The 24,331-nt window shown below is 59.6% G+C and carries 25 protein-coding genes; 12 read left to right on the forward strand and 13 right to left on the reverse strand.

The window, feature by feature from the left end:
• Window positions 1-3: 3 nt before the first annotated feature.
• From HB675_RS14820 to HB675_RS14830, 3 genes are read right to left on the reverse strand one after another with little or no spacing between them, the layout of a single operon-like run.
• A complete protein-coding gene (locus tag HB675_RS14820; RefSeq protein ID WP_218626561.1) occupies window positions 4-1,383 on the reverse strand; it encodes a cytochrome c in 1,380 nt (459 codons plus the stop codon).
• Window positions 1,380-3,149: a GMC family oxidoreductase gene (locus tag HB675_RS14825; protein WP_213879083.1), complete on the reverse strand. Its 1,770-nt coding sequence runs from the start codon at window positions 3,147-3,149 to the stop codon at window positions 1,380-1,382. Before HB675_RS14825 ends, HB675_RS14820 begins: the two co-directional genes overlap by 4 nt.
• Before the next feature lie 42 nt (window positions 3,150-3,191).
• Entirely contained in the window at window positions 3,192-3,911 is a 720-nt protein-coding gene (locus HB675_RS14830; protein WP_213879084.1) for a gluconate 2-dehydrogenase subunit 3 family protein, read from the reverse strand.
• A gap of 546 nt (window positions 3,912-4,457) precedes the next feature.
• On the opposite strand from HB675_RS14830, the gene HB675_RS14835 reads away from it, so the two are divergent.
• A complete protein-coding gene (locus HB675_RS14835; RefSeq protein WP_213879085.1) occupies window positions 4,458-4,937 on the forward strand; it encodes a GNAT family N-acetyltransferase in 480 nt (159 codons plus the stop codon).
• Between the two features lies 1 nt (window position 4,938).
• On the opposite strand, the gene HB675_RS14840 is transcribed toward HB675_RS14835, so the two are convergent.
• Window positions 4,939-5,532, reverse strand: coding sequence for a hypothetical protein (locus tag HB675_RS14840; protein ID WP_213879086.1), 594 nt, complete (start codon window positions 5,530-5,532; stop codon window positions 4,939-4,941).
• A 74-nt stretch (window positions 5,533-5,606) separates the two neighbouring features.
• A complete protein-coding gene (locus tag HB675_RS14845) occupies window positions 5,607-6,776 on the reverse strand; it encodes an MFS transporter (RefSeq protein ID WP_213879087.1) in 1,170 nt (389 codons plus the stop codon).
• On the opposite strand from HB675_RS14845, the gene HB675_RS14850 reads away from it, so the two are divergent.
• Both HB675_RS14850 and HB675_RS14855 read left to right on the forward strand, forming a co-directional pair.
• Entirely contained in the window at window positions 6,766-6,945 is a 180-nt protein-coding gene (locus HB675_RS14850) for a hypothetical protein (protein ID WP_213879088.1), read from the forward strand. The two genes, HB675_RS14845 and HB675_RS14850, sit on opposite strands and share 11 nt — an antisense overlap.
• Before the next feature lie 62 nt (window positions 6,946-7,007).
• Window positions 7,008-8,174 carry an acyltransferase gene (locus HB675_RS14855; protein ID WP_213879089.1) on the forward strand — a complete coding sequence of 389 codons (1,167 nt, stop codon included), beginning with the start codon at window positions 7,008-7,010 and terminating at the stop codon, window positions 8,172-8,174.
• A 3-nt stretch (window positions 8,175-8,177) separates the two neighbouring features.
• Here the strand turns inward: HB675_RS14855 and HB675_RS14860 are convergent, their stop codons facing one another.
• The gene (locus HB675_RS14860; RefSeq protein ID WP_256737563.1) at window positions 8,178-8,810 is read right to left on the reverse strand and encodes a hypothetical protein; all 633 of its coding nucleotides are present in this window, start codon (window positions 8,808-8,810) and stop codon (window positions 8,178-8,180) included.
• 290 nt (window positions 8,811-9,100) lie between these two features.
• Between HB675_RS14860 and HB675_RS14865 the strand changes: the two genes are divergently transcribed.
• From HB675_RS14865 to HB675_RS14890, 6 genes are all read left to right on the forward strand, one after another.
• A complete protein-coding gene (locus tag HB675_RS14865; RefSeq protein WP_256737571.1) occupies window positions 9,101-9,706 on the forward strand; it encodes a LemA family protein in 606 nt (201 codons plus the stop codon).
• A complete protein-coding gene (locus tag HB675_RS14870) occupies window positions 9,697-10,482 on the forward strand; it encodes a TPM domain-containing protein (protein WP_213879242.1) in 786 nt (261 codons plus the stop codon). Before HB675_RS14865 ends, HB675_RS14870 begins: the two co-directional genes overlap by 10 nt.
• Window positions 10,483-10,525: 43 nt before the next feature.
• The gene (locus HB675_RS14875) at window positions 10,526-11,143 is read left to right on the forward strand and encodes a hypothetical protein (protein ID WP_213879091.1); all 618 of its coding nucleotides are present in this window, start codon (window positions 10,526-10,528) and stop codon (window positions 11,141-11,143) included.
• A gap of 81 nt (window positions 11,144-11,224) precedes the next feature.
• Window positions 11,225-11,677 carry a hypothetical protein gene (locus tag HB675_RS14880; RefSeq protein WP_213879092.1) on the forward strand — a complete coding sequence of 151 codons (453 nt, stop codon included), beginning with the start codon at window positions 11,225-11,227 and terminating at the stop codon, window positions 11,675-11,677.
• 111 nt (window positions 11,678-11,788) lie between these two features.
• Window positions 11,789-12,238, forward strand: coding sequence for a hypothetical protein (locus tag HB675_RS14885; protein WP_213879093.1), 450 nt, complete (start codon window positions 11,789-11,791; stop codon window positions 12,236-12,238).
• Window positions 12,239-12,278: 40 nt separating this feature from the next.
• The gene (locus HB675_RS14890) at window positions 12,279-13,469 is read left to right on the forward strand and encodes an EAL domain-containing protein (RefSeq protein ID WP_213879094.1); all 1,191 of its coding nucleotides are present in this window, start codon (window positions 12,279-12,281) and stop codon (window positions 13,467-13,469) included.
• A 30-nt stretch (window positions 13,470-13,499) separates the two neighbouring features.
• Here HB675_RS14890 and alaC read toward each other — a convergent pair whose 3' ends face one another.
• The 7 genes from alaC to HB675_RS14925 all read right to left on the reverse strand — a co-directional run bounded on the left by alaC (window position 13,500) and on the right by HB675_RS14925 (window position 20,803).
• Window positions 13,500-14,735, reverse strand: coding sequence for an alanine transaminase (alaC, locus tag HB675_RS14895; protein ID WP_213879095.1), 1,236 nt, complete (start codon window positions 14,733-14,735; stop codon window positions 13,500-13,502).
• 179 nt (window positions 14,736-14,914) lie between these two features.
• Entirely contained in the window at window positions 14,915-15,802 is an 888-nt protein-coding gene (gene cyoE / locus HB675_RS14900) for a heme o synthase (protein WP_213879096.1), read from the reverse strand.
• An 8-nt stretch (window positions 15,803-15,810) separates the two neighbouring features.
• Complete coding sequence (gene cyoD / locus HB675_RS14905; RefSeq protein WP_213879097.1) at window positions 15,811-16,143, reverse strand: cytochrome o ubiquinol oxidase subunit IV; 333 nt, start codon at window positions 16,141-16,143, stop codon at window positions 15,811-15,813.
• On the reverse strand, window positions 16,144-16,767 hold the full coding sequence (locus HB675_RS14910) for a cytochrome o ubiquinol oxidase subunit III (protein ID WP_213879098.1): 624 nt from the start codon (window positions 16,765-16,767) through the stop codon (window positions 16,144-16,146).
• A gap of 3 nt (window positions 16,768-16,770) precedes the next feature.
• On the reverse strand, window positions 16,771-18,774 hold the full coding sequence (gene cyoB / locus HB675_RS14915; RefSeq protein WP_213879099.1) for a cytochrome o ubiquinol oxidase subunit I: 2,004 nt from the start codon (window positions 18,772-18,774) through the stop codon (window positions 16,771-16,773).
• Window positions 18,775-18,777: 3 nt separating this feature from the next.
• Entirely contained in the window at window positions 18,778-19,713 is a 936-nt protein-coding gene (gene cyoA / locus HB675_RS14920; protein WP_213879100.1) for a ubiquinol oxidase subunit II, read from the reverse strand.
• Between the two features lie 574 nt (window positions 19,714-20,287).
• Entirely contained in the window at window positions 20,288-20,803 is a 516-nt protein-coding gene (locus HB675_RS14925; RefSeq protein WP_213879101.1) for a disulfide bond formation protein B, read from the reverse strand.
• A 249-nt stretch (window positions 20,804-21,052) separates the two neighbouring features.
• Here HB675_RS14925 and HB675_RS14930 point away from each other — a divergent pair, with 249 nt between their 5' ends.
• From HB675_RS14930 to HB675_RS14940, 3 genes are all read left to right on the forward strand, one after another.
• A complete protein-coding gene (locus tag HB675_RS14930; RefSeq protein WP_213879102.1) occupies window positions 21,053-21,955 on the forward strand; it encodes a chemotaxis protein in 903 nt (300 codons plus the stop codon).
• 364 nt (window positions 21,956-22,319) lie between these two features.
• Window positions 22,320-22,538 carry a hypothetical protein gene (locus HB675_RS14935; protein ID WP_213879103.1) on the forward strand — a complete coding sequence of 73 codons (219 nt, stop codon included), beginning with the start codon at window positions 22,320-22,322 and terminating at the stop codon, window positions 22,536-22,538.
• A 188-nt stretch (window positions 22,539-22,726) separates the two neighbouring features.
• Window positions 22,727-24,079, forward strand: a complete 1,353-nt coding sequence (locus tag HB675_RS14940; RefSeq protein ID WP_213879104.1) for an OprD family porin — start codon at window positions 22,727-22,729, stop codon at window positions 24,077-24,079.
• The last annotated feature ends 252 nt before the right edge of the window (window positions 24,080-24,331 follow it).

The raw sequence follows: 24,331 nt of genomic DNA on the forward strand, positions 1-24,331 counted from the left end.
ACGTTATTGAGCGTTATGAGCCCCCAACCCCGCGTCTCCCACATGCCTCACCGGCAAACCCTTGCGCACTTCACCCACCTGCCCCGCCGTCACGGTCGGCGCATCGTTGCCCCATCCTTTGCGCAGAAACGTCGCGAGTTCGGCCACTTCCGTGTCGTCCATCCGGCCGGCGAAGCCAGGCATCGGCAGCACCGAAGGCGCTTGCGCCGTGGAAGGCGTTTGCGCACCCGCCAGGATCACGTGAATCAAGCCGGTCGGATTCGGGCTGTTGATGATCGAGGCGCCATCCAGGCGCGGGAAGGTGCGTGGCGCGCCCAAGCCAGTGACAAAGTGGCAGGCGCCGCAGTTGTCCAGATACAACCGTTGCCCAAGGCTCAGATCGGTGGCCGCCGTCAGCTTCCTGATGGTCGCGGCACGACGTGACTCCAGGTCGCTGCTCACCGGTGGGTCCTCAGAAGGAATCGACTTCAGATAAGCTGCAATGGCCTGCAACTCCTCCTGACTCATGCGGGAAGTGCTGTTGGCCACCACATCCTTCATTTCGCCGGCCACCGACGCCGTGCTGTTGCGCCCGGTGGCCAGGTACGCCACCAGTTCATCCGCCGACCAATGCTTCACGCCACGCAGGGGCGGTACTGCCCATTCGTTGAGCTCGGCGCCGCCCAGATAATTAGCGTTGGTCTCATCGAGCCCTTTTTCCTGCATGCTCAAAGCCCTTGGCGTATGGCAGGAGCCGCAGTGACCAAGGCCTTGGACCAGATAGGCACCGCGAGCGATGCGTGGATCGCTGGACAGCATCGCCGGGCTGTTGCCTGGAGCGGGCGTCGGGGAAAACAGACTGCGCCAATACGCCAGCGGCCATCGTGCCGAGAGCGGCCAGGGGATGTCGTTGGTGCGATTGGCCTGCTGCACGGGCGCCACTGCGTTCATGAAGTACGCATACAGCGCCTGGGTATCAGCGTCTGTGACCTTGGCGTAGGAAGGGAACGGCATCGCCGGGTAAAGGGCGCTACCGTCATGGCCGATACCACGACGTACGGCGCGCTCGAAGTCGCCATACGTCCAGCTGCCGATACCGGTGGCTTTATCGGGAGTGATGTTAGTGGCATAGATCGTGCCGATCGGTGATTGGATGCCCAACCCGCCAGCAAAGGGTTTGCCACCGTGGTCGGTATGACAGGCCACGCAGTCGCCCGCTCGCGCCAGGGTTTCGCCTTGGGCGATCAGCGCCGGGGTCACCGTCTGGGGCAGGCGGGCCGAGACGTCACCACTGCGATCGAGCACATGGCTGAACGCTATCGCGACGAAGCACAGCACAATGATCAGCACCGGGAAGATAAGCCACGGGCGACGGCGATTGGGTTTCACGGCGTTGTTTCTCATGCGCTCACCAACGGGCCAGGGTTTGTCAGGTATTGCTCCTTGATGGCCTTGGCCGCCCACAGGGTCAGCGCGCCTATCATCGAAGTGGGGTTGGCCTGAAAGTTCTGCGGGAAGGCATTGCCCCCCGGCACGAACACGTTGTGCACGTCCCAGCTTTGCAGGTAGCGGTTCAGGGCGCTGGTCTGCGGAGAATCCCCCATCACCGCGCCCCCTACGTTGTGAGTGGACACGTACTTGGTGATGTCCCAATGCGAATCCAGGCCCAGGTAGCTCTCCGAGTAGCTGTCCGGTGCGAGCTCCTTGGTGATGTTCAGCACGATGCTGCGCAAGTACTGCTGCAGTTTCAGCTCGTTGGGCTTCCAGTCGAAGGTGATGCGCAGCAACGGCAGGCCCCAGGGATCCTTGTAGGTCGGGTCGAGGTCGACGTAGTGGCCGCGGTAGGACATGCAACTGGTGGTGATACCGATCTTCATCGAGTGGCCATACCAGTCGACCATGCCGTCCTTCCAGCCCTGCCCCCACTCCGGCGTGCCGCTGGGCAGCGAGGTGCCGATGGGGGTGCCGGAGGATTGCGAGCTGTGGATCTTGGCGCCGCCGAGAATGCCCAGGCCCGGGCCGTCGAAGTTGCCCGGCGAGACGTCGTTGAACATCTGTCCGGTGGCGCCGGCAGTGGCGAACGGGTTGAAGTGCTTGTCCTTGAAGAACAGCGTGGTGGCGCCGTTGCTGAGGAACGCGTAGTTGCGACCGATGGTGCCGGTACCGCTGACCGGGTCGTAGGGCGTGCCGATTTTCGACAGCAGCATCAGGCGCACGTTGACGAACTGGAAAGCCGCCAGTACGACGATTTTCGCCGGCTGGAAGACTTCATTGCCTTGACTGTCAGCATAGGTGACGCCCCGAGCGGTCTTGCCATCCGGGTGCAGGTCGACGCGCAGCACGTTGGAATTGGCCCGATAGGAAAAGTTTTCCATACGCTTGAGCGCATCCAGCACAGCGGTTTGCGGCGAGGCCTTGGAGTAGTTCAGGCAAGGGTATTTGCTGCAATAGCCGCAATAGTTGCACGGCGCCAGCTGGTTGCCATACGGGTTGGTCCAGGCCTGCGAGACGTTGGCTGACGGATTGGGAAACGGGTGGTAACCGAGCGTGCGTGCTGCCTCGGAAAACATCGTGGTGTTCAGGGTGTCCTGCAGCGCCGGCAGCGGAAAGGCTTCAGAGCGCGGCCCTTCGAAGGGGTCGCCGCCGGGCATGATGCGGCCTTGCAAGTTGCCGGTGTTGCCGGACAGGCCGCAGATCTTGTCGAAACGGTCCATGAACGGTTCGATCTCTTCCCAGGTGAACGGGAAGTCCTGCACCTGCATGCCGTCGCCCAACTGGCCGGGCTTGTAGAACTGGTCGGCATAGGTCTTGAGCTTGAGGTCAATGGGTGTCGGGCGGATCAGCACGCCCGTCCAGTGCAGGCCCGAACCACCGACGCCGGTGCCGGGCACAAAAGCGCCCCACTGACGGGTGGGCAAGGCAGTGTCGCTGAGGCCATGGCGAACGGTCAGCGCACCGTCACGGGGGGTGACCATGATCTTGTTCTTCACGCCATACGCATATTCGTCGGCGGGTTTGGGGTAGGCGAAATCGGCGTTAGTGCGGTCTTCGCCGCGCTCCAGTGCCCGTACTTTCAAACCGGCCTGCGCCAGTTCGATGCTCATCAACGAACCTGCCCAGCCCAGGCCGACGACTACGACGTCGACCTCGTCATTGGTAATAGTTGCCATAGATCTCTCGATAAATTGAGGCGTGACCTGCCCGACCGGGGCTTAGCCGCGTGCGCCGCCGAGGCTGACGGGACCCAGAGGGTATTTGACGTTGTGCTGGGCGACCCACTCCAGGTAGCTGGCACGAGCACCAGGAAAGCCGATGGCAATCCATGCGCGCATGCCTTTGTTACCGCCGTAGATGGGATCGGCCAGATAGCCGTTGCGGGTGTTTTTCAGCAGTTCGCTGAAGAACAGTTTCGAACCGAGAATCTCTTCGCCGAAAGCGGAAAAGTCGATCTTGCCGGCCTGCAGGCTTTTCAGCAGGTCGTTCTTGGCGGGCAGGTCCAGCGCGACAAAATTGGCGCCGTGGACCTGCTGGCACCAGGCCTGAGCGGCCTGGATACCTCTGCGATAGATATCTTGCGGCGTGTAGGGCAACTGATAACCCAGGGTAGCCGGTGCCTTGAGCTCGAATGGCCCTTCCAGATAGACCTCGCTGCCCAGCCCTGTGGCCAGTTGTTGGTCGACGAAGATCGGCACGTTGCTGTCCAACGCCCCTGGCCCGCGGCCACCGCCCGGGATCAGGCAATCACTCGCGGCCATGATGAACGCCCACTGGGTGGCATCGAAGAAGGTCGGTCTGTAGCTGTACAGGTCCGGCGCAACCATGTCGGCGGCGGCGGCGGCACTGAGGCCTTTGACCATGACGCCCATGGCGGGCAGGGCAATCAATGAAGAAAGCAGAAACTTCCTTCGGGACACTTGCGAGGCTAACAACATGTGGGGCTCACCTGGTCTGCTTGCGAAACCGGATGACGCAGAAAAAACCACCGAACGCTCTTCAGACACAATGCAACCCTCTGCGCCCGATCAGCGGGCAGCCTCCCACGCACTCGCCGAAGCTCGGGAAATGTGGGGCGCGGGCATCCGCGAATTCAGAGAAGGGCTGGCAAACCTGAACGGCTGCTCTACTTATGCTGGGTCATGCTGCGGCGGCAGGTCGAGACCTGTCCGCCACTGGGCGCGATACTCGGGTATCGTCTGGCTCATCACGGGCAAGAGATCGTACCACTAGATAAATTTCGATTGCAGTGTTTACGTCAAAATTTAATTAAAAATATTTCAAGAGAACATTTTTAGCCTGAATCCATTGACTTAGAGCGATTTACTAGCCGACCTCACTTATCGCTGATACCGCTGAGAAATGACAGGTCATCCTACAACACTACTAAAACGTCGAACGTGCACTCCATCTTCACTCAAACAGATGCAGCCGGCCCGCGCCTCCATTACCCTCTGTATCCCCACAGCACGGATGACCCCACCTTGACCCTCGAAATCCGCCCCGCCCAGATCACCGATGCCGCACAGATCCTCGCCTTCATCACCGATCTCGCCATCTACGAAAATGCCCGCCATGAGGTCATCGCCACTGTCGCGGACATCCAGCGCACCCTGTTCGCCGACGATGCCACCGCCCACGGCCTCATCTGTCTGCGGGACGGCCAGCCCATCGGTTTTGCCGTGTACTTTTTCAATTATTCGACGTGGCAGGGACGTAACGGGCTGTATCTGGAGGACTTGTACATCAGCCAGACCGAGCGTGGCGGAGGCGCGGGCAAGTTGCTGCTCAAGTACCTCGCCCGCGAAGCCTGCGCCAGGGGTTGCGGGCGGTTTGAATGGAGTGTGCTGGACTGGAACGAACCGGAGATCCAGTTCTACCAGTCCATCGGCGCAGAACCCCAGGCGGAATGGGTCCGGTACCGACTGGACGGTGCGACGCTGCAGGCGTTTGCCGCGTCCTGACTCAGTGGCCGGCGCGATGCAGCAGGTACGCCCCATACAGAATGAAGAACCACAGCAGCACGCCCGGCACGATGAGCAGGTAGTTCCACAGGGTGAAGCCCGAATTGCTTCGCGCTGCCGGGTCGTTGGCGGCGAAATTCAGTATGCCCTGGCTCTTGCTCAAGGCGTAGGCACGCAGCGGCAGAACCCAAAGTGCCCAGGCGCCGAACTCGGCCACGCTGGGGACAGTGCGACTGACTACATCCAATAGACTGACTGCCACGGTGAGCAGCACAAACAGGGTGGCCCAAGGCTCGACCTTCGGCGCGTAGACACGGCCGCTGGCCCGAATGCTTGCTTCGGCTTTGTGGTAGAGCTGATGGACGAAGAAGATGTAGAACAGTGCCCGTGCCGGCGGCCAGACCTTTTCACCCGTAGCGGCTCGATAAAGACTCCAGTTTCTGTGCGCCCAAAAAAGGAAGTAAAAGCCGAGACTCAACACCGCCAGGGTCATCAGTTTTGCCGGCGAAACGACGTAGAACTGCTGCTCAACGGTTGCCCCTGCACCCGGTTCCTCTGGCTCCTCCATCGGTACCGCCCATACGTTCTCGCTCATGCCAGCTCCTTCTTGTCCGATCATTGTGGCGACGCAATTGACTACAGGGCTTATCGGCCAACGAGAGGGCATGTTTAGCCTTTTTTGGCCCACTGCCAACGTATATAGCGTCCCGTGCTCACCCCCCACACCAACAGCGCAATCAGCACCGTGCTTACCCACATCCCGTAGACCCCGGTGTGGCTGATCAACCTGCCCGCCAAAAAGGGAAACCCGAAGACGCCGATGAAGTAAGCCAGGCTGAACAACAGCAACGCTTGTGCCGTGGTCCCCGACGGCGCTTCATTGGCCGCCAGGCCATTGATCACCGAGTAGTTCAAGCCGTAACCAATACCGAGCAAGGCTGCCGTCAGGACATAGCTGACACTGCCCTCCACCCACTCGCCAAAACCGAACACTGCCACCAGCATCAAGCTCGTCAACACGCAGGAGGCCGCGAAAGGGTTGCGCTTGACTACCCAGCCGGCAATCAACAGGCGACAGCCGATGGCCGCCCCCATGAAGCCGATGAAAAACAGCGAGTAATCCAGACCATGGTCAGCGGCGTAGGTGGTCTGGAAACTGCCCAGCCCGCCGAAAATCGCGCCACCCAGCCCGACCATGAGAATCGACCATGCCGAAGGCGAACGCAGGACCGTGGCGCTGCTGCCCAGGCTGATCTGCTCTCGCGGTTTCGACCCCTGCCAGCGCGCGCCCCGCCGCCAGAAGTACAGGCCGCCCAGCGCTGCCGCGATGGCAGCGCAGAGAAATGCCTGCTGAACGGATACGCCCAGGTAACCGGTGAGTTTGCCCAGCAACGGACCCGTGCCGATACCGGTCAACATGCTCCCCGACAACAGCGCAAAACAGTGGGTACGGCGAGCGGGTTCGACGCTGTCGGCGACCATGATCGGGCCCAGCGTATAGAACACCCCCCAACCCACGCCGAGCAGAAAGCCGCAGGCCATCAACCAGACGCCCACCCCGGGCGCACTGGCAAATCCCAGCGATGCCAGCACCAGAAACACCGTGCCGATGGCGATGGCGCGCGATGCGCCCAGGCGTTGCATGAGATGGCCCGAACCGAGGACGGCGGCCAAGGTGCTGAGCATGGCGACGGCAAATACTTGCCCGGCATCGCGCTCGTTACCGCCAAACGAGGTCACCAACAGCGTGAGCAAGAAGGTCACGCCGTAGGACATTGAAAGCAGAAAGCTCGCGAAACAGAACACGCCAAATCGCGGCGTCGAAACAGTGGCATTCATCAAGGCGATCCTTGCTGTGGTCAACAGCTTGTTTAGCATGACGGCGCCGATGATCAGGCAAGTCGATGCTGGACCTGAGGTTGGCAAATCCATACCTGATGCCGATCGCGAACGTTATTTTTTCGCCCCTCAAGAAATTCAGGATGCCGCCGATACCGATCTGTTGTAGCGTGCCCATGCTTGATGCACGGAATATCAGACTACCTTCGGTTCAACCCTAAGGATTGCGACATGGGCTCAACCGCTCTTGTGGTCACCGTTTACCTGCTGTCCATGTTCGTGCTCTGCAAGCTTTTCGCGCACACCTCGATCGTCACTCCCCACGCCCATGGGCGCTCGTCACCGCTGGATGCCCTGCGCGGGATTCTAGCGACTGCGGTAGTTTGCCACCACATGGTCATCACTTACTTCTGGAAGACCGGAGGCGCCTGGGTACCGCCCCAGAGCGATGTGCTGTGCAATCTGGGCTACGTGCCGGTTTCGCTGTTTTTCATGATCACCGGCTTTCTGTTTTTCGGAAAGGTCTACCAGCGCACCCCGGACTGGATCGACATCCTGACCTCGCGGGTGCTGCGGATCATGCCGCTGTACCTGGCAGTGATGATCGGCGTGCTGATGCTGAGCATGGTCGAAGCCCATTTCGCCCCGGTCAGCCTGGCCCAATTGCTCAAGGAGATGCTCAAGTGGCTGGTGTTCTCCGGTGGCCCGTTCTTCGGCTTCCCGGACAGCAACCTGATCACCGCCGGCGCCCATTGGACGCTGCGCTATGAGTGGCTGTTCTACCTGTCGCTGCCGGCACTGGCGACGCTGTGCAATCGCCGGTTCTACGGCAAGTACACCCTGATGTCATGGGTGGTGGTGGCAATCACTGTGGCCGGCATGGCGCTGGGGGTCATCCGGCCGATGATGGCGCCGCTGTTTCTGGCCGGATTTCTGCCAGTGTGGGTCAAGCGTCACCGGCCGGAGTGGCTGGAGATCCTCAACACCCGTCTGATGGGGGCCATCGCGGTGGTGATGTTGGTCGACGCCATGGCGCTGCCATCCTTCACCGCCCTGCAGATCGTGACCCTGGCCGTGCCTTTCCTGATCATCGCGTCAGGCAATGACCTCTTCGGGCTGCTGGCCGGCAAAGGCCTGAAGGCGTTGGGCGAGATCAGCTACAGCCTGTACCTGACCCACGGCCTCGTACTGTATATGGCTTTTACCCGCTTCGGCCTGTTTCAATTCAAGGGTAGCGAGCTGACTGACTTCATCGGTTTCTTCCCGCTGGTGCTGGGCGCCGCCTCGGTGCTATCGGTGGTCACGTTTCACTGCTTCGAAAAGCCCTTTATCGTTTCCCGAATGCCCGGCACCGTACCGGAGAGCAACACAATGGCAAAGGCACGACTTTCCAGCTGACCTTTACTGTTCGGAGTTCAGCTCACCGGACATCTTCGACCGCCAGTGTGCCCGGTCATAAGGAACCGCCGCGCCCGACAAGCTTACCGCCACATGCCCCAGCACCGCCTCGGCGGTGTATTTGGGGAAACTGGCACTTACCACCAGCACCACAAAGCCAAAGGCCAGCGCTCGCCGGGAAAACGGTGCGATGTGCTCATCGCGGGTCACCCACAGAAACAGGCTGCAAGCCAGGGTGCCGACAATGACGCCTGCCAGCGCCTCGGACAACGGGTGGATATCGGGCGCGACGCAGAAGCAGGCAAACCACCAGGAGAACAGCAGGCCGACACCCGCGCCCACCCAGCGCAGCCGATGGTCGATCTGCCGGAACAGCAGGCTGAGCAGGGTGGTGACCACCAGACAGGTGTTCATCGCATGCCCGCTGATCACCGCGATGTTCAGGCTTTCGGCACCCACCCCCCAGCCCTTGTAGATGATCTTGCTGGCACCCACCAGGGTGTAGGCGCCGAGCAAGGTGATCAGCCAGGCGTACAGGGCCTTGCGCGACGCAGAGGCCCACAGCCAGCAACCGATCAAAGCCGCAGCCGGAATCATGACGGTGATACCGCCGTATTGCCCTATGGCGTAACCCAAGTTGCGCCCCTCCCAAAAAAGCCCCAACCCAACCCGATGGCTCGATGCGAAGGCGTGAAAAAATGCAGTGCCGTCAAGGCCCGAAAAACCACCGAAAAGCCTCTGGCCCGGTGGTTCCTTGCTATGGTTATCGGCAGACGAGCAGATTACGTGAATGGTCAGGCGCTTGCCCAAGCGCAATTGTAACACCAGCTCGCGCTGCACCTTCTAACCTGTCTGGATCAGGCCGGGCTGTGGCAAGGCCTGTCACCCTATCGACACCCATAAAGCGAGCGGTACCGGACATGAACATGCCTATCAGCAGGGTAATGAGTCTCAAGTTTGTGCTACTCGGCCTCTTCGCCACACTGTTGGCCGGCTGCGGGATCAACAACATTCCGCAGAAGGATGAGCAGGTCAAGGCCGCCTGGGCCCAGGTCGAGAATCAGTATCAGCGCCGCGCCGACCTGATTCCCAACCTGGTGGAAACAGTCAAGGGCTATGCCCGGCAAGAGCAGGACACCCTGACCAAAGTCATCGAAGCCCGTGCGAAGGCGACCTCCATTCAGGTGGATGCCAGCACCTTGAACGATCCACAGAAGTTGCAACAGTTCGATCAGGCGCAACAGCAACTCAGTGGCGCCTTGAGCCGCTTGATGGTGGTGTCCGAACGCTACCCCGACTTGAAGTCCAACCAGAATTTCCTGGCGTTGCAATCCCAGCTCGAAGGGACGGAGAACCGTATCGCCGTGGCGCGTCGTGATTTCATCGCCGCCGTGGAGCGCTACAACACGGAAATTCGTACCTTTCCCGGCAAGCTGTGGCAGATGACGATGTACCGCGACATGCAGGTCAGGGAGAACTTCAAGGCCACCTCCCCTGACGCGGACAAGGCGCCGAGCGTGAAATTTCAGTGAGCCTGCGCCTGCTGCTGGCCCTGTGCTTGTGGGCCGGCGCCCTGCTGGCTCAGGCCGCTCCGCAGTTCCCGGTCCTGAGCGGCCGCGTGGTCGACCAGGCGGGGTTGCTGGATGCCGCCAGCCAGGCGGGCCTGATGCAGACCCTGCAGGCCCATGAGCAAGCCAGCGGCGAGCAGATCGTCGTGGTCACGGTGCCTAACCTGCAAGGTGACAGCATCGAAGACTACGGCTACCAACTCGGCCGTGCCTGGGGCATCGGCGAGAAAGGCAAGGACAACGGCGCCCTGCTGCTGGTGGCCAGGGACGAGCGCAAGGTGCGCATCGAAGTCGGTTATGGTCTGGAAGGCCGACTGACCGACGCACAATCATCGATCATCATCAATAACCTGATCATCCCGGCGTTCCGACGCGGTGATTTTCCGGGCGGCATCCGCAATGGCGTCGTCGCCATGGTCCAGGTTCTGGGCGGCGACTCCTTGGCACAGCCACGCCCCGCCGCGCAGCGCGGGAAAGAGCCGATGCACGTGCCCTGGCCCGCCTTCATCATCCTGATCGTCTTCGTGCTGCTGATGATGCGCGGGGGCGGTGGGCGTGGAGGGGGTGGAGGTGGCAACTCGGTGCTGACCGGAGCTGTGCTGGGCAGCATTCTGGGGAACGGGCGCGGCTCGGGAGGTGGTCTGGGCGGTGGTGGCTTCGGCGGTGGCGGCGGTGGCGGCGGTGGATTCGGCGGAGGTGGCGGCAGCTTTGGCGGCGGCGGCGCCTCCGGTGGCTGGTGAATTGCAACAGAGGGACTCACGTTATGCACAGGTACACGTCTTCATGACCCTGCTCAACGAAAGCGCGCAGCGCCAGGTGGCCGACGCCATTGCCCGAGTGGAACTGACCACCGACGCCGAACTGGTCACCGTGCTGGCGCCCTGCGCGGACGATTACACCTACATTCCGCTGCTCTGGGCCGGACTGATTGCACTGCTGGTGCCAGGGCTTGTCAATTACTATCCCGGCTGGCTGGATGCCCACTGGCTGCTGGTTGTGCAGTGGCTGACGTTCATTATCCTGGGACTGTTGTTTCGTCTGCCCGGGATCACCACGCGCCTGGTGCCCCGCCATGTCCGCCATTGGCGAGCGGCGAATCTGGCCCGCCGGCAGTTTCTCGAGCGCGATCTGCATCACACCGAACATGGCACTGGCGTCTTGATCTTTGTCTCGGAAGCCGAGCGTTACGTAGAGATTCTCGTGGACCACGGGATCTCCAGTCGAATTGCCAACGACACCTGGGCATTGATCGTCGCCGATTTCACCCGTGCTGTCGGCCAGGGAAAAACCCTGGAGGGTTTTCTCAAGTGCATCGCCGATTGCGGCGAGCACCTGCACCACCACGTGCCGCTGACCCGAGTACGCAATGAACTGCCGGATCGGCTGATCATCCTGCCCTGAAGGCTGATCTGGCCGCGCACAAGCTGGCATCGGCACAAAAAGCTGCCATGCTGTCGGCCTTGAAAACGGGGAGCGACACAGGTGAGATGGGTTTTTCTGGTGATCTGGCTGGTGGTCTTCGTCGCCTTCAACCTGCTGCTGCTCATGGGACTGTCGCCGGGAACCCCTTGGCTGTTGACCGCATTCAACCTGGCCGCGATCGCGCTGCTGATCTTGTGGTACTTCGGCTATTTCACCCGCGGCGCGCGGCGTTACCGGGGCTTCGCCGTAGCTGGGGCCTTGTTCGTGTTCGGGGTCGCCGTGGATATGATGTGGCGTGGACTGTCGGCCTGGCGGGATGACTCCTGCGAAGGCTTTTTCAGTCACCGGCGACTGGGCCTGTTCCAGGAGCTGGTGCGCATGGTACAGGCAGCCGACCAATGCAGCGCATTGGGTATGGCCTGCACCGCACTGGGCCTGGTGTTTCTGGGGATCAGCCTTTACCTGTTTTGGGTCCAGTTGTACCGTCATCGCCTGCGTCCCTGGTGCGATTGAGCCATCTGCATGGTTTTTTGCCTCATTTCTGTGTCTGTTTCTTCCGTGAAACCCCGTTTAAAGTAGGGGCTTTAATGGATCCACTGAAACTGACATCAAGGATGAGCATTGATGAGCACCCAACGCTTCATTGTCGAAAACCACGGCCCCAACATCAGCACCGTGCAGAAGCTGTTCGAGCAATCGGCGGCGTTCTGCCTGCGCAACCGCATCGGCCAGTTGAGCCTTGTCACGCCCGACCTGGACACCTTCCCGGATACAGTCATCGCCGAATACCTGGGTCGCACGGTCACCCGGGGTCTGTGCAGGGGGCGGCCGGTCACGCTGGTCAAGGGCTTGGACCTGCGCTTGCTGGCTCCCGAACAACTTCTGAAGGATGGCGATAACGGGCTGGTATTGGCCGCATTCCTGTCTCTTGAGGCGCTGGGCAACATCGATAACAGCCCTTTGCTGACGGCGCTGGCCTTTCTGCCTTGGGCCCAGACTGACGGCCAACGCTGGATGGGGGTCTGGTCGCCGGCAGTATGGGGCGAATCGTTGAACAGGCCGCGCTGCGCCTGACCGCCTGTTTGCGACTCTACCCCCAAGCCAAGGAGAGCTTATGTCTATCTGCCGTATCCTGGTGGTCGAGGACCACCCCTTCCAACGCCATTGCCTGCTGAGCCAACTGCACCAGATCGCCGATGTCAGCGTCGACGCGGTGGCGGATGGCGTCGAAGCGCTGGAGCGCCTGCGCCAGCGCCATTACGACCTGATCATCAGTGACTTGATGATGCCGAACCTGGACGGGGTACAGTTGATCCAGAAACTCGCGGCACTGGACTACAAGCCCGCTTTGGCGCTGATGAGCACATTGCCAGAGCGCATGTTGCACAGCGCCAGCCAGGTGGCACGATTTGCCGGTTTCAAGGTGGTTGCCCTGCACTGCAAGCCGCTGAGCATGGAGGCGCTGCGCAAGATGATTCATCGGCCCGTGCAGGCACCGCCCGCACTGGCTTCACCGCCGGCACCCCATTTGTCATGCGACCGTCGCCAATTGGTGATGGCGCTGCGTAAACGGCAGATGCAGGCCTGGTTTCAGCCGAAAATGTGCCTGCGCCGTGGGCGTATCGTAGCAGCCGAGGCATTGGTTCGCTGGGAGCATCCCGAGCACGGCGTGTTGCTGCCGGGCGAATTCCTGCCGGCCCTGGAACAATTCAGGCTGGAGCGTGGCTTGCTCCGTGTCGTCATCCAGCAGACCGTACTGGCGCAGCGGCGTTGGCGTCGCCAAGGTCACAAGATCCGGGTCAGCATCAACCTGCCAACGCATCTGCTCAACGACAGCGAACTGGCCGACCGCGTGCTCAAACAGGTGAAGTCCGAAGGCGGTGAGGCGCGGGACATCATTTTCGAGCTGATGGAAGATTCGACCACCCATAACCAGGGCAACTACTACGCAAACGCCTGTCGACTGCGGTTCAAGGGCTTCGGTTTGGCTCAGGACGACTTCGGCAGCGGCTACAGTTCGTATTGCAACCTCGCCTCCACGCCCTACAGCGAATTGAAGATCGACCGCTCTTTGATACACGGCTGCCTGGACAATCGGTGTCTGACTTCCACGGTCGGCAGCATCGTCGCCCTGGGACGGCAGTTGGGCCTGACGGTGGTGGCCGAAGGCGTCGAGACTGAGCAGGAGCTGGCGTTTCTACGGCGCCTGGAGTGCCATCAGGTACAGGGCCACCTTATTTCCCCTGCCCTGCCGTTACGGCAGTTCGAACGGTTGCTTGATGAGCAGGGGGGCGAGAGAAACTGAACATCGCGGATAGCCCGCGATGTGGGGGCATCAGGCCTTGGGCGCTTTTTTCGGCTTGAGGCCAGTGTCGAAACCATCGGCCCGGAACATCTGCCGAATGCCGCGGACGGCCTGGCGAATCCGGTCCTGATTTTCGATCAGGGCAAAGCGCACGTGGTCATCGCCGTATTCGCCGAAACCAATCCCTGGCGAAACGCAGACCTTGGCCTCGGCCAGCAATTTCTTGGCAAACTCCAGCGAGCCGAGGTGTGCATAGGCCTCCGGAATCTTGGCCCAGACATACATCGAAGCCTTGGGGTTTTCCACCATCCAGCCCAGTTCGTGCAAGCCCTTGACCAGTACGTTGCGGCGCTGACGGTACTGCTCGGCGATATCCAGTACGCACTGCTGATCCCCTTCCAGCGCCGCAATGGCCGCCACCTGCAACGGGGTAAATGTCCCGTAGTCGTGGTAGCTCTTGATCCGAGCCAGGGCATTGACCAACTCGGGGTTGCCCACCATGAAGCCGATGCGCCAGCCCGCCATGTTGTAGCTCTTGGACAGGGTGAAGAACTCCACCGCAATGTCTTTGGCCCCGGGGACCTGCATGATCGAAGGCGCTTTCCAGCCGTCATAGACGATGTCGGCATAGGCCAGGTCATGCACCACTAACACGTCATAACGCTTGGCCAGAGCTACCACACGCTCGAAGAAATCAAGCTCCACACACTGCGCGGTGGGGTTGGACGGGAAACCCAGGATCATCATCTTCGGCTTTGGAATGGCTTCGCGGATCGCCCGCTCCAGCTCGGCGAAGAAATCCACGCCCGGCACCAACGGCACCGATCGCACCTGGGCGCCGGCAATCACGGCACCGTAAATGTGGATCGGGTAGCTGGGGTTTGGCACCAACACCGTGTCGCCCTGATCCAGCGTCGCCAGCATCAAGTGTGCCAGGCCCTCCTTGGAGCCGATGGTGACGATGGCTTCGCTTTCCGGGTCTATCTCGACGTGGTAGCGGTCGGCGTACCAGCGGGAGATCGCTCGACGCAGGCGCGGGATGCCACGGGAGGTGGAATAACCGTGGGTATCTTCGCGCTGGGCGACGCTGACCAATTTTTCAACGATGTGCGGCGGCGTCGGCCCGTCGGGGTTGCCCATGCTCAAGTCGATGATGTCCTCGCCACGACGGCGTGCAGCCATCTTCAGCTCGGCAGTGATATTGAAAACGTAAGGGGGGAGACGATCTATGCGCGCAAAGCGGCGCGGCGAACGGGGTTCGGACATGATTTCCTCGAAGACGTAAGCGCCCGGAACCGTCCGAGCGACGCTGGCCACTGTGGTGGCGCTTGAGGAAGATAAGGGCTCGTCGACGCCTTTGTCCAGAAATTTTCCACACGAAAAAAAACCCCGAGGTGTATGCGACCCCGGGGTTTTCTTGAGGCTCGAAAGCCGTGGCACCGCCATCAGTGTGCGTAGGTAAGCAACAGCTCCGACGGCACCTTGAAGTCCAGCGACATCATCACGCTCAAGGCGGTAATGGTGAAAATCGAGAACACAAACAGCTTGCGTGCCCAGACCTTGTCATCCACGGCCTTGTAACCCGTCCAGGCCATGTACAACCAGTACATGCCCATGGCTGCGGCAACTGCGAGATAGCTCATGCCGGCATAACCGCCCACCGTCAACATCAGCGTCGCCAGAACGAACGCCAGGATGTAGAGCAGAATGTGCTTCTTGGCCACGACAATCCCGCGCTTCACTGGCAACACCGGAATCGATGCTGCCAGATAATCGTTAAAGCGGAAGATCGCAATGGCGTAGGAATGCGGCATCTGCCACAAGCTGAACATGACCAGCAACGTCAGGGCTGCGAGGTCGAAATGACCGCTGACCGCGACGTAACCGATGACTGGCGGCATGGCTCCGGAAAGACTGCCGACCAGTGTGCCATGCACCGACTTGCGCTTGAGATACAGGCTGTACAGCACCACGTAGATCACGAAACCGATCAGGCCGAACAGCGCCGCAATCGGATTGGCGATCTTGTAAAGCATTGTGAGGCCGGCGACGCCCAAAAGCGTGGCATAGGCCAGGGCGACCCACGTCGGGATCAGCCCCTGGACCAGCACACGGTTCTTGGTACGCTCCATTTTCACGTCGATGTCGCGGTCGATGCAGTTGTTGAACGCACAACCGGACGCCACCACCAATGAAGTGCCAATCACTGTAGCCAGGAACAGCCAATAGTTGACGGTTCCTTGCGAGGCCAGAAAGAAGCCGCCCGCCACAGAAAGCACGTTACCGAAAATGATCCCCGGTTTGGTGATTTGGATAAAGTGCTTAACGGACATTGGGGTTCCTACTTCGCCATCATGAAGTGATGGATGCTGAACATGATCCACAGCGACAGGCCGACCAGGAACGCGATGATCAACGCCGAGAAGACGAAGGCAATCACGTTCCAGCGTTGCTCTGAAGTGCGGTCCAGGTGCAGGAAGTAGACCAGGTGCACCAGCACCTGGATCACTGCAAAGATCACCACGATCCAGAGGGTTGCTTCACGGGACATCGTCGGGAACATCACCAGGCCGAATGGAATCGCGGTCAGAATGATGGAAAGGACGAAACCGATCATGTACGACTTGTAGCTACCGTGGCTGCTACCTGCGGCAGTTGTATGACTGTTAGCCATTTAAATGGTCCCCATCAGGTAGACAACGGTGAACACGCAGATCCAGACCACGTCCAGGAAGTGCCAGAACAGGCTCAGGCAGCTCATGCGGGTGGCGTTGGTCGCGGTCAGGCCTTTCTTGGAGACCTGGGCGATCAGAACAGCCATCCAGATCAGACCGCTGGTGACGTGCAGACCGTGAGTACCCACCAGGCTGAAGAAGCCGGTCAGGAAGCCGCTGGTTTGCGGGCCGTGACCTTCTACGATCAGATGGTGAAACTCGTTGACTTCCATGCCGATGAAGCCGGCACCGAAGAGGAAGGTGATCGCCAACCAGGTGACCACGCCCTTTTTATTACCCGCGTGCAGAGCCAGCATCGCAAAGCCGTAGGTGATCGAGCTGAACAGCAGCAGCGCGGTTTCGCCCAGTACATACGGCAGTTCGAAGATGTCCTTGCCCGACACACCGCCGGCCACGTTATCCACCAGTACGGCATAACCTGCGAACATCGACGCAAACAGGATGCAGTCGGTCATCAGGTAGATCCAGAAGCCGAAGACAGTCATGCCGCCGGCGTCATGGTGGTCGTCATGACCGTGCTCGTGCTCGTGAGCCACTTCTGAATTGAGAATTGCGTTGGACATTGTTTAAGCCTTCCCCACCGAGGAGTTCAGACGTGCGGCGTTAGCCAATTTAGCCCGATGCTCGCCTTCGATTCGTGCCACTTCTTCAGCTGGTACGTAGTAGTCGATGTCATCATCGTAGCTGCGCACGATCAGCGAAATAACCATGCCCGCCAGGCCAATGACTGCAGCCCACCAGATATGCCAGATCATCGAGAAACCGAGGATAAGGGCGAAGAAACCCATGATGACGCCCATGCCGGTATTGCGTGGCATGTGGATCTGCTTGTAGTCGGCTTTCTTGGTCGTGGCATCGCCACGCTCTTTCATGCCCCAGTAAGCGTCCAGGTCGGAAACCACAGGTTGCTCGGCGAAGTTGTAGAACGGTGGTGGCGACGAAGTCGACCATTCCAGCGTACGGCCATCCCATGGGTCGCCCGAGATATCCGGGTTCTTCGCACGGTCGCGGATCGAGACGTACAGTTGCAGCAGTTGAAAGAAGATACCGGCGGCCACGAACAGTGCACCGACCCATGCGGCGTACAGCCAAGGGGTCCACTCCGGGTTATCGGTGTGGTTCAGGCGACGGGTCATGCCCATGAAGCCCAGTGCGTACAGCGGCATGAAGGCCAGGTAGAAGCCGACCAGCCAGCACCAGAAGGAGTACTTGCCCAGACGCTCGTTGAGCTTGAAGCCGAACGCTTTCGGGAACCAGAAGGCGAAGCCTGCCAGGTAACCGAACACAGCACCGCCAATGATCACGTTGTGGAAGTGAGCGATCAGGAACAGGCTGTTGTGCAGCACGAAGTCGGCACCCGGTACCGCCAGCAGTACGCCGGTCATGCCGCCGATGCTGAAGGTGACGATGAAGCCCATGGTCCACAACATCGGAACCGTGAACTCGATGCGACCGCGATACAGCGTGAACAGCCAGGTGAAGATCTTAACGCCGGTGGGAATCGCAATGATCATCGTCATGATGCCGAAGAAGGCGTTGACGTTGGCACCCGAGCCCATGGTGAAGAAGTGGTGCAGCCATACCACGAACGACAGGACGGTAATGGCGATTGTTGCGTAGACCAGCGAGACATAACCGAACAGGCGCTTCTTGGCGAACGTCGAGGTGACTTCCGAGAACACGCCGAACGCCGGCAGGATAAGGATATACACCTCGGGGTGACCCCAGGCCCAGAACAGGTTGACGTACATCATCGGGTTCCCACCAAGCTCGTTGGTGAAGAAGTGGAAGCCCAGATAACGGTCAAGCGTCAGCATGGCCAGTACAGCAGTCAGGATCGGGAATGCGGCAGCGATCAGGATCGCAGTGCACAGGCAGTTCCAGGTGAACACCGGCATTTTCATCAAGGTCATGCCAGGGGCACGCATCTTGAGGATGGTGACGACGAAGTTCACGCCCGTCAGCAAGGTACCCAGACCGGATATCTGCAGTGACCAGATGTAGTAGTCGACACCAACGCCCGGGCTGTATTGCAGCCCCGCCAACGGTGGATACGCGACCCAGCCGGTCTTGGCGAATTCGCCGACACCCAGGGAGATGTTGACCAGCAGCACGCCGACCACGAACAGCCAGAAGCTGACCGAGTTCAGGAACGGGAAGGCCACGTCACGCGCACCGATCTGCAGAGGAACGACGATGTTCATCAGGCCGATCATGAATGGCATGGCCATGAAGATGATCATGATCACACCGTGAGCGGTGAAGATCTGGTCATAGTGCTCCGGCGGCAGGAAACCTTCGTTGCCCCCGGTGGCAACCGCCAACTGCGTACGCATCATGATGGCGTCGGCAAAACCACGGAGCAGCATGACGACAGCGACCAGGATGTACATGACGCCAATACGCTTGTGGTCGACGGTGGTCAACCACTCGGTCCACAGGTAGGTCCACTTCTTGTGATACGTGATCAGCCCGAGGATTGTCGCCCCCAGTAGCGCAACGACGGCCAGCGTCACCATCACGATTGGTACGTGATACGGTATCGCTTCCAGTGTTAATTTACCGAACATCTCTTACTCCTCTGCCCCAGCAGCTGAATGCTTGCCCATGTCCATCCCTTCCATCGAGGCCATGCCTTTTTCCTCGTGTTTCATGCCTTTCCCGCCCATGCCTTCATATTTATCAAGGATGATCTGGAACAGATTCGGCTGATACGAGGAGTACAACTCGACAGGGTTTCTCTCGCTAGGTTTGAGCAAGGCCGCGTATTCAGCTGAATCCAGCTGTTTAGGTGCGCCTTTGACATCACTGACCCAGGCGTTGAAATCAGCCTGAGAGGTGGCCACTGCTTTGAACTTCATGCCGCTGAAACCTGCGCCGCTGTAGTTCGCGGAAATACCGTCGAACTCGCCGTTTTCGTTGGCGATCAGGTGCAGCTGGGTTTGCATGCCGGCCATGGCGTAGATCTGGCCGCCGAGTGCCGGGATGAAGAACGAGTTCATCACCGAGTCGGACGTGATCAGGAACCGCACTGGCGTGTTGGCCGGGAATACGACCTTGTTGACCGTGGCGATGCCTTGGTCCGGGTAGATGAACAGCCATTTCCAGTCGAGCGACACCACTTCAATGGTGATCGGCTTGACGTCGGAATCCAGCGGACGGTAAGGGTCCAGGTGGTGGCTCGACACCCAGGTCAACCAACCCAGCGCGATGATGATCAGCAGCGGGATACCCCAGACCACGACTTCGATCTTGGTGGAGTGAGCCCACTCGGGCTGGTAGTCAGCGTCTTTGTTGGAGGCACGATATTTCCATGCGAACACGAACGCCATGATGATCACGGGGACCACCACCAGCAGCATCAGCGCGGTCGAAATGTAGATAAGGTTTCTCTCGTCGATGCCCACCTGCCCTTTCGGGTCGAGGAGAGTCCAATTGCACCCACCGAGAAAAAGCATGCCTAAAAAGGGCAGTATGCCAAACAGTCTGGGGTAACGCTTTTTACTCATCTCACGACCTCTAGAGCAGCTTGCTTCAATGCAATTGTGTTTTGATAGCCAACACTTCGACCTGCCAAGCGCCAGCATTTATCGGATTTGAATACGGGTTTGCCTCGGAGTCAGCAGCTACTGGGGGGCAGACCTGTGTGACGCAGTACTTTCTTCTTATGACTTCGCAGGCTAGTTGACGCGAGGAAAAACAGCCTGTTTTCAGACGCATTCCGTCGGGTTCCAAGGTGTTACCGCAAGGTGCGGGACAGGAACGCCAAGACGGCTTCGCGAGTCTGCCGAGTGCGCCGTAGAGCGGCTCGGCACCCCAGCTGGGCAATCGCCAACTGAGACGAATTGCCGCGATTGTAGTGAGGTGACCCTGCAAAAACTATGGCTACTTCAACAACAGTTATTCCCGCATTATGCAACAATACCGCCTGAATTCAATAGCTTGCGACATGATGTCGCACCCCTGGGACGCCGACTAAAAGCCTTGCAGAATAAGGCTTGTGGCCAGCAGACAGGCGGTCATGCCCGTCAATCGGAAGATTGTCGCACCCCCCGTCATTGGCACGCACATGAAGAATAATTGTTACCACTGCCGCGAGGGTCTGCGGTTGCGCCAGACCCCTACCGGGACCAGCACTGTGGTCAGCACGAAAGCCACCAGCGCCCATTGCGGCAGTGACAATCCCAGGATCGGCGGGTAAGGGGTCACGCAGAAACCCTGCACCGAAAACACCGAAGGCAGCAGTGTGGCAAGCGGTAGCCCATCGACAATGGGTTGCAGCACGTCGACGCCGCAACTGGAGGTTGGATGAGCCAGGACCCAGGCGTGATTGGCCGCTGCCACCATGCCGCCGATGGCGCTGAGCACTACCAGTCCCTCGCACAGGGTCAGGGCGGTACGACCTCGCATGGCCGCACCGGCAAACGCGAAAATGGCGATCAACAGGAAACCGTAGCGTTGCAGGATGCACAGGGGGCATGGCGCTTCGTTGAGTACCACCTGCAAATACAAGGCGCCTCCTATCATGGCCAGACAGATGATGCCCAGCAGGACCAGGAAGCGTTTTTCACGAGCCAGTTGCGCGTTGTCGTTGCTCATTGCTTATCCCAAGAGGTTGTCTGTGGGCCACCCGATCGAGAGGCACCAGGACACGCTGATTTTCAGGGCGGCCAGTCTACACGCTGCCACCCCCCAATGTGTTTCAGCCAAGCAGTAAAAAGCCGCCGGATTACTGCGCGATTAACACCCTGTTGCAAGATAGAACTCAAGCAGCGCCGCCTGCCGTCGATAACCCATGCACGCCACCGGTAAACGTTCATCCACCGGTCACACCATAAGGTTTCCATGATGTCCAGGAATGCCCGAGCCGATTCACTCTCCCTGCTGCTGTTCACCCTGCGCAGCGGCAAGCTGATGGCGATCAACCTGTTGAAGGTCAGCGAAATCATCCCCTGCCCTCCCCTCACGCGCCTGCCGGAATCACACCCTCACGTCAAAGGCGTGGCCACCTTGCGGGGCGAAGCGCTGTCGGTCATCGACCTGAGCCGAGCCATTGGCGAGCGGCCACTGGAACACCCCGAGAACGGCTGCCTGATCGTCACTGATGTCAGCCGCTCCAAGCAGGGGCTGCACGTGCAAGGCGTGAGCCGCATCGTGCACTGCCTGACCACGGATATCCGTCCGCCGCCCTTCGCCTCGGGCGGCAAGTCGTTCATCACCGGTGTCACCCAGGTCGACGGCACACTGGTGCAGGTGCTGGACATCGAGAAGGTCATCCACGGCATCGCCCCGACCCGCATCAAGGCCGAATTGGCTGCGCTGCCACGCGAACACGCCGAGCTGCTGGCCGGCGCGCGGATCCTGGTGGTCGATGACAGCCAGGTGGCGTTGCAGCAATCGATATTGACCCTGCGCAACCTGGGCGTGGAGTGCCACACCGCCAAGAGCGCCCGCGAGGCCATTGATGTGCTGCTGGAATTGCAAGGCACGCCGGCGCAGATCAACGTATTGGTGTCCGACATCGAAATGTCGGAAATGGATGGTTTCGCCCTCACCCGCACCTTGCGCGAAACCCCGGACTACCAGCACCTCTACATCCTGCTGCATACCTCGCTGGACAGCGCCATGAACTCGCAGAAGGCCACCGATGCGGGCGCCAACGCGGTCCTGACCAAATTCTCCTCGCCCGAGCTGACCGAATGCCTGATAAAAGCAGCGAGAACGGTGGCCGCTCAAGGCTTGAAAAGGTAGACCAGCACCTCCTCGACAGGCACCGGAGCCTGCACAAAAGTCTTGAACGAAGGCGTGAAGACCCTTGATTCGTCGTGAGGTTCGCTTTTTTTTGCCATCAGCGAGCCTGCCCAGCCCCCCTCGACAACCCCACGCAGGCCCGCAATCACGGGCCTTTCAGCGAACATGAAAGATATTACTTAACAGAAACTTCAGTAACTAACAGAAATTTCAATAACTAACACATGATTTACTTACTCAAATATTGTTCACTGTCCCTGAAGGCGAGACTGAGTAACCTGAGATCGTAGTTTAACTGCGTCACTTCAATAACGAGGTGACCTCGATCGAATAACACTTGCCATCGGCAAGAAGGTTACTATATATGTTCCGCTCCCTGAGCATCGCCACCGCTGTTGTCGTCAGCTCGTTGATGTTGGCCCCACTGGCCATGGCAGAAGAGTCTCCCGCCTTTGTCGCGCAGACCGAAGCCCACCAGCAGGCCCTGGAAGTTCGTCAGGAAGTGGCCGCCCGTCAGGACGCCCTGAAGACCCAGCAAGCCGCGTCGCTGCAACAGAAGCACGATTCGCAGAACCATAGTTGATCCACCGCAGGACTGAGAATTGGATTCACCGAATTTCGTTTAGTGCGCTCCGCTTGACGAATGCTTAGGCCGCTGCCCCCAGCGGCTTTTTTTTGTGTACACCGGCATTCATGAAAATAAAGATAAGCCAGGCCATATCACTGGCATAAAAATAGCCTCTGCCCTCACTGAAGAAGAGCCGAAAATCGATGAAGAAAGTTTCAAGTTTCAGTCCTCTGTTCATCGCCATCGCCGCAACGATGGCCACCGCAGCACAGGCCGATGACACCACCAGCAGTTCGACCGATGGGTTCATCGCGGGGTCGCATCTGAGTCTCGATCTGCGCAACTACTACTACAACCATGACAACCATGATGTGCATGGTACCGCCGGTAACCTGGAAGCCGAATGGGCCCAAGGCGCCTCGATGCGCTTCGAGTCCGGCTACACCCAAGGCACTGTAGGTTTTGGTCTCGACATCGACGCCATGGGGGGCCTCAAGCTCGATGGCGGCGCCGGTACGTCGGGCACCTCCATTCTGCCGGAATCGGGGACCAACGATCCTAACGACCGTCATGGCAGTGCGCCGACTACCTTCGGCTCACTGGGCGGCACACTGAAGGTCAAAGCCTTCGACACGGTCTTGCGCGTGGGTGACCTGTTCCTCGACAACCCGGTGGTCGCCGGTGGCACCACCCGTCTGTTGCCGATGACGTTCCAGGGCGCCAGCCTGACCAACAACAGCATCAAGAACCTGACCCTGGAAGGCGGTACAGCCTCGTTTACCAAGCTGTACAACCAGGATGGCAACCAACGCATCTCCAGCTACTACCAGGCGAACGATGCCACTGCCAAGAAAATCACCTGGGCCGGTGCCAGCTGGAAACCGCTGCCGGGCCTGGCAACCAAGCTCTATGGCGCTCAGCTCAAGGACATGTGGGACCAGTACTTCGCCAGCGTGGACTACACCTACGCGGTCAACGACCTGATCAGCTTGAACCCTGGCATCAACTACTACCGCACCAACAACTCGGGTCGCTCGCTGCTGGGCAGCATCGACAACAACACCTACAGCGTCCACTTCAACGTGGCCGTAGGCATGAACACCTTCGGTCTGTCGATGCAGAAGGTCAATGGCAACACGCCGTTCGACTACATCCTCGACGGCGACAGCATCGACCTCGACAACTCCCAGGAATGGTCTGACTTCAACGGCCCGGGCGAGAAATCCTGGAAAGCGCTGTACGGCTATGATTTCACCAACCTGGGCTTCCCCGGCCTGACGTCGGCGATTTCGTACACCCGCGGTACCCTGGACCTGACCAAGGCTAATGCCGACAGCCCGGCCTACGGCTACTACTACACTGCTGACGGCAAGAACGCCATGCACTGGGAACGCGACCTGGACATCAAATATGTGGTACAGCACGGTCCGGTCAAAGACATGTCGGTACGCCTGCGTTGGGCAGCCAACCGTGCAAGCGGCGGTTACAACGAGAACGTCGACCACAACCAGGACGAATACCGTGTGATCGTGGACTACCCGATCAATATTTTCTAACGGTTGTTTGAATCGGCAGGCCGCCCGCAATGGGTGGTCTGTCACCACTTGGTGACAATGCCTTGTATTGCAACAGCTTTCTCGGATCCAACCGTTTATCCAGATATCCATTCTGCTTGATCCGTGTCAGCCTGCGACCCCTTGTCTCAGGGACTGCACGCTTCTAAAATAGCGCCGCCCCCCAGCGAGCTTCCCTCCTGCGGCGAGTCCCGTCAAAAAGCGTATGCTTGGCATCACGTCATTGGAAAGACC

The sequence above is a fragment of the Pseudomonas sp. dw_358 genome (assembly GCF_018449655.1).
In the GTDB taxonomy this organism is placed as follows: Bacteria; Pseudomonadota; Gammaproteobacteria; order Pseudomonadales; family Pseudomonadaceae; genus Aquipseudomonas.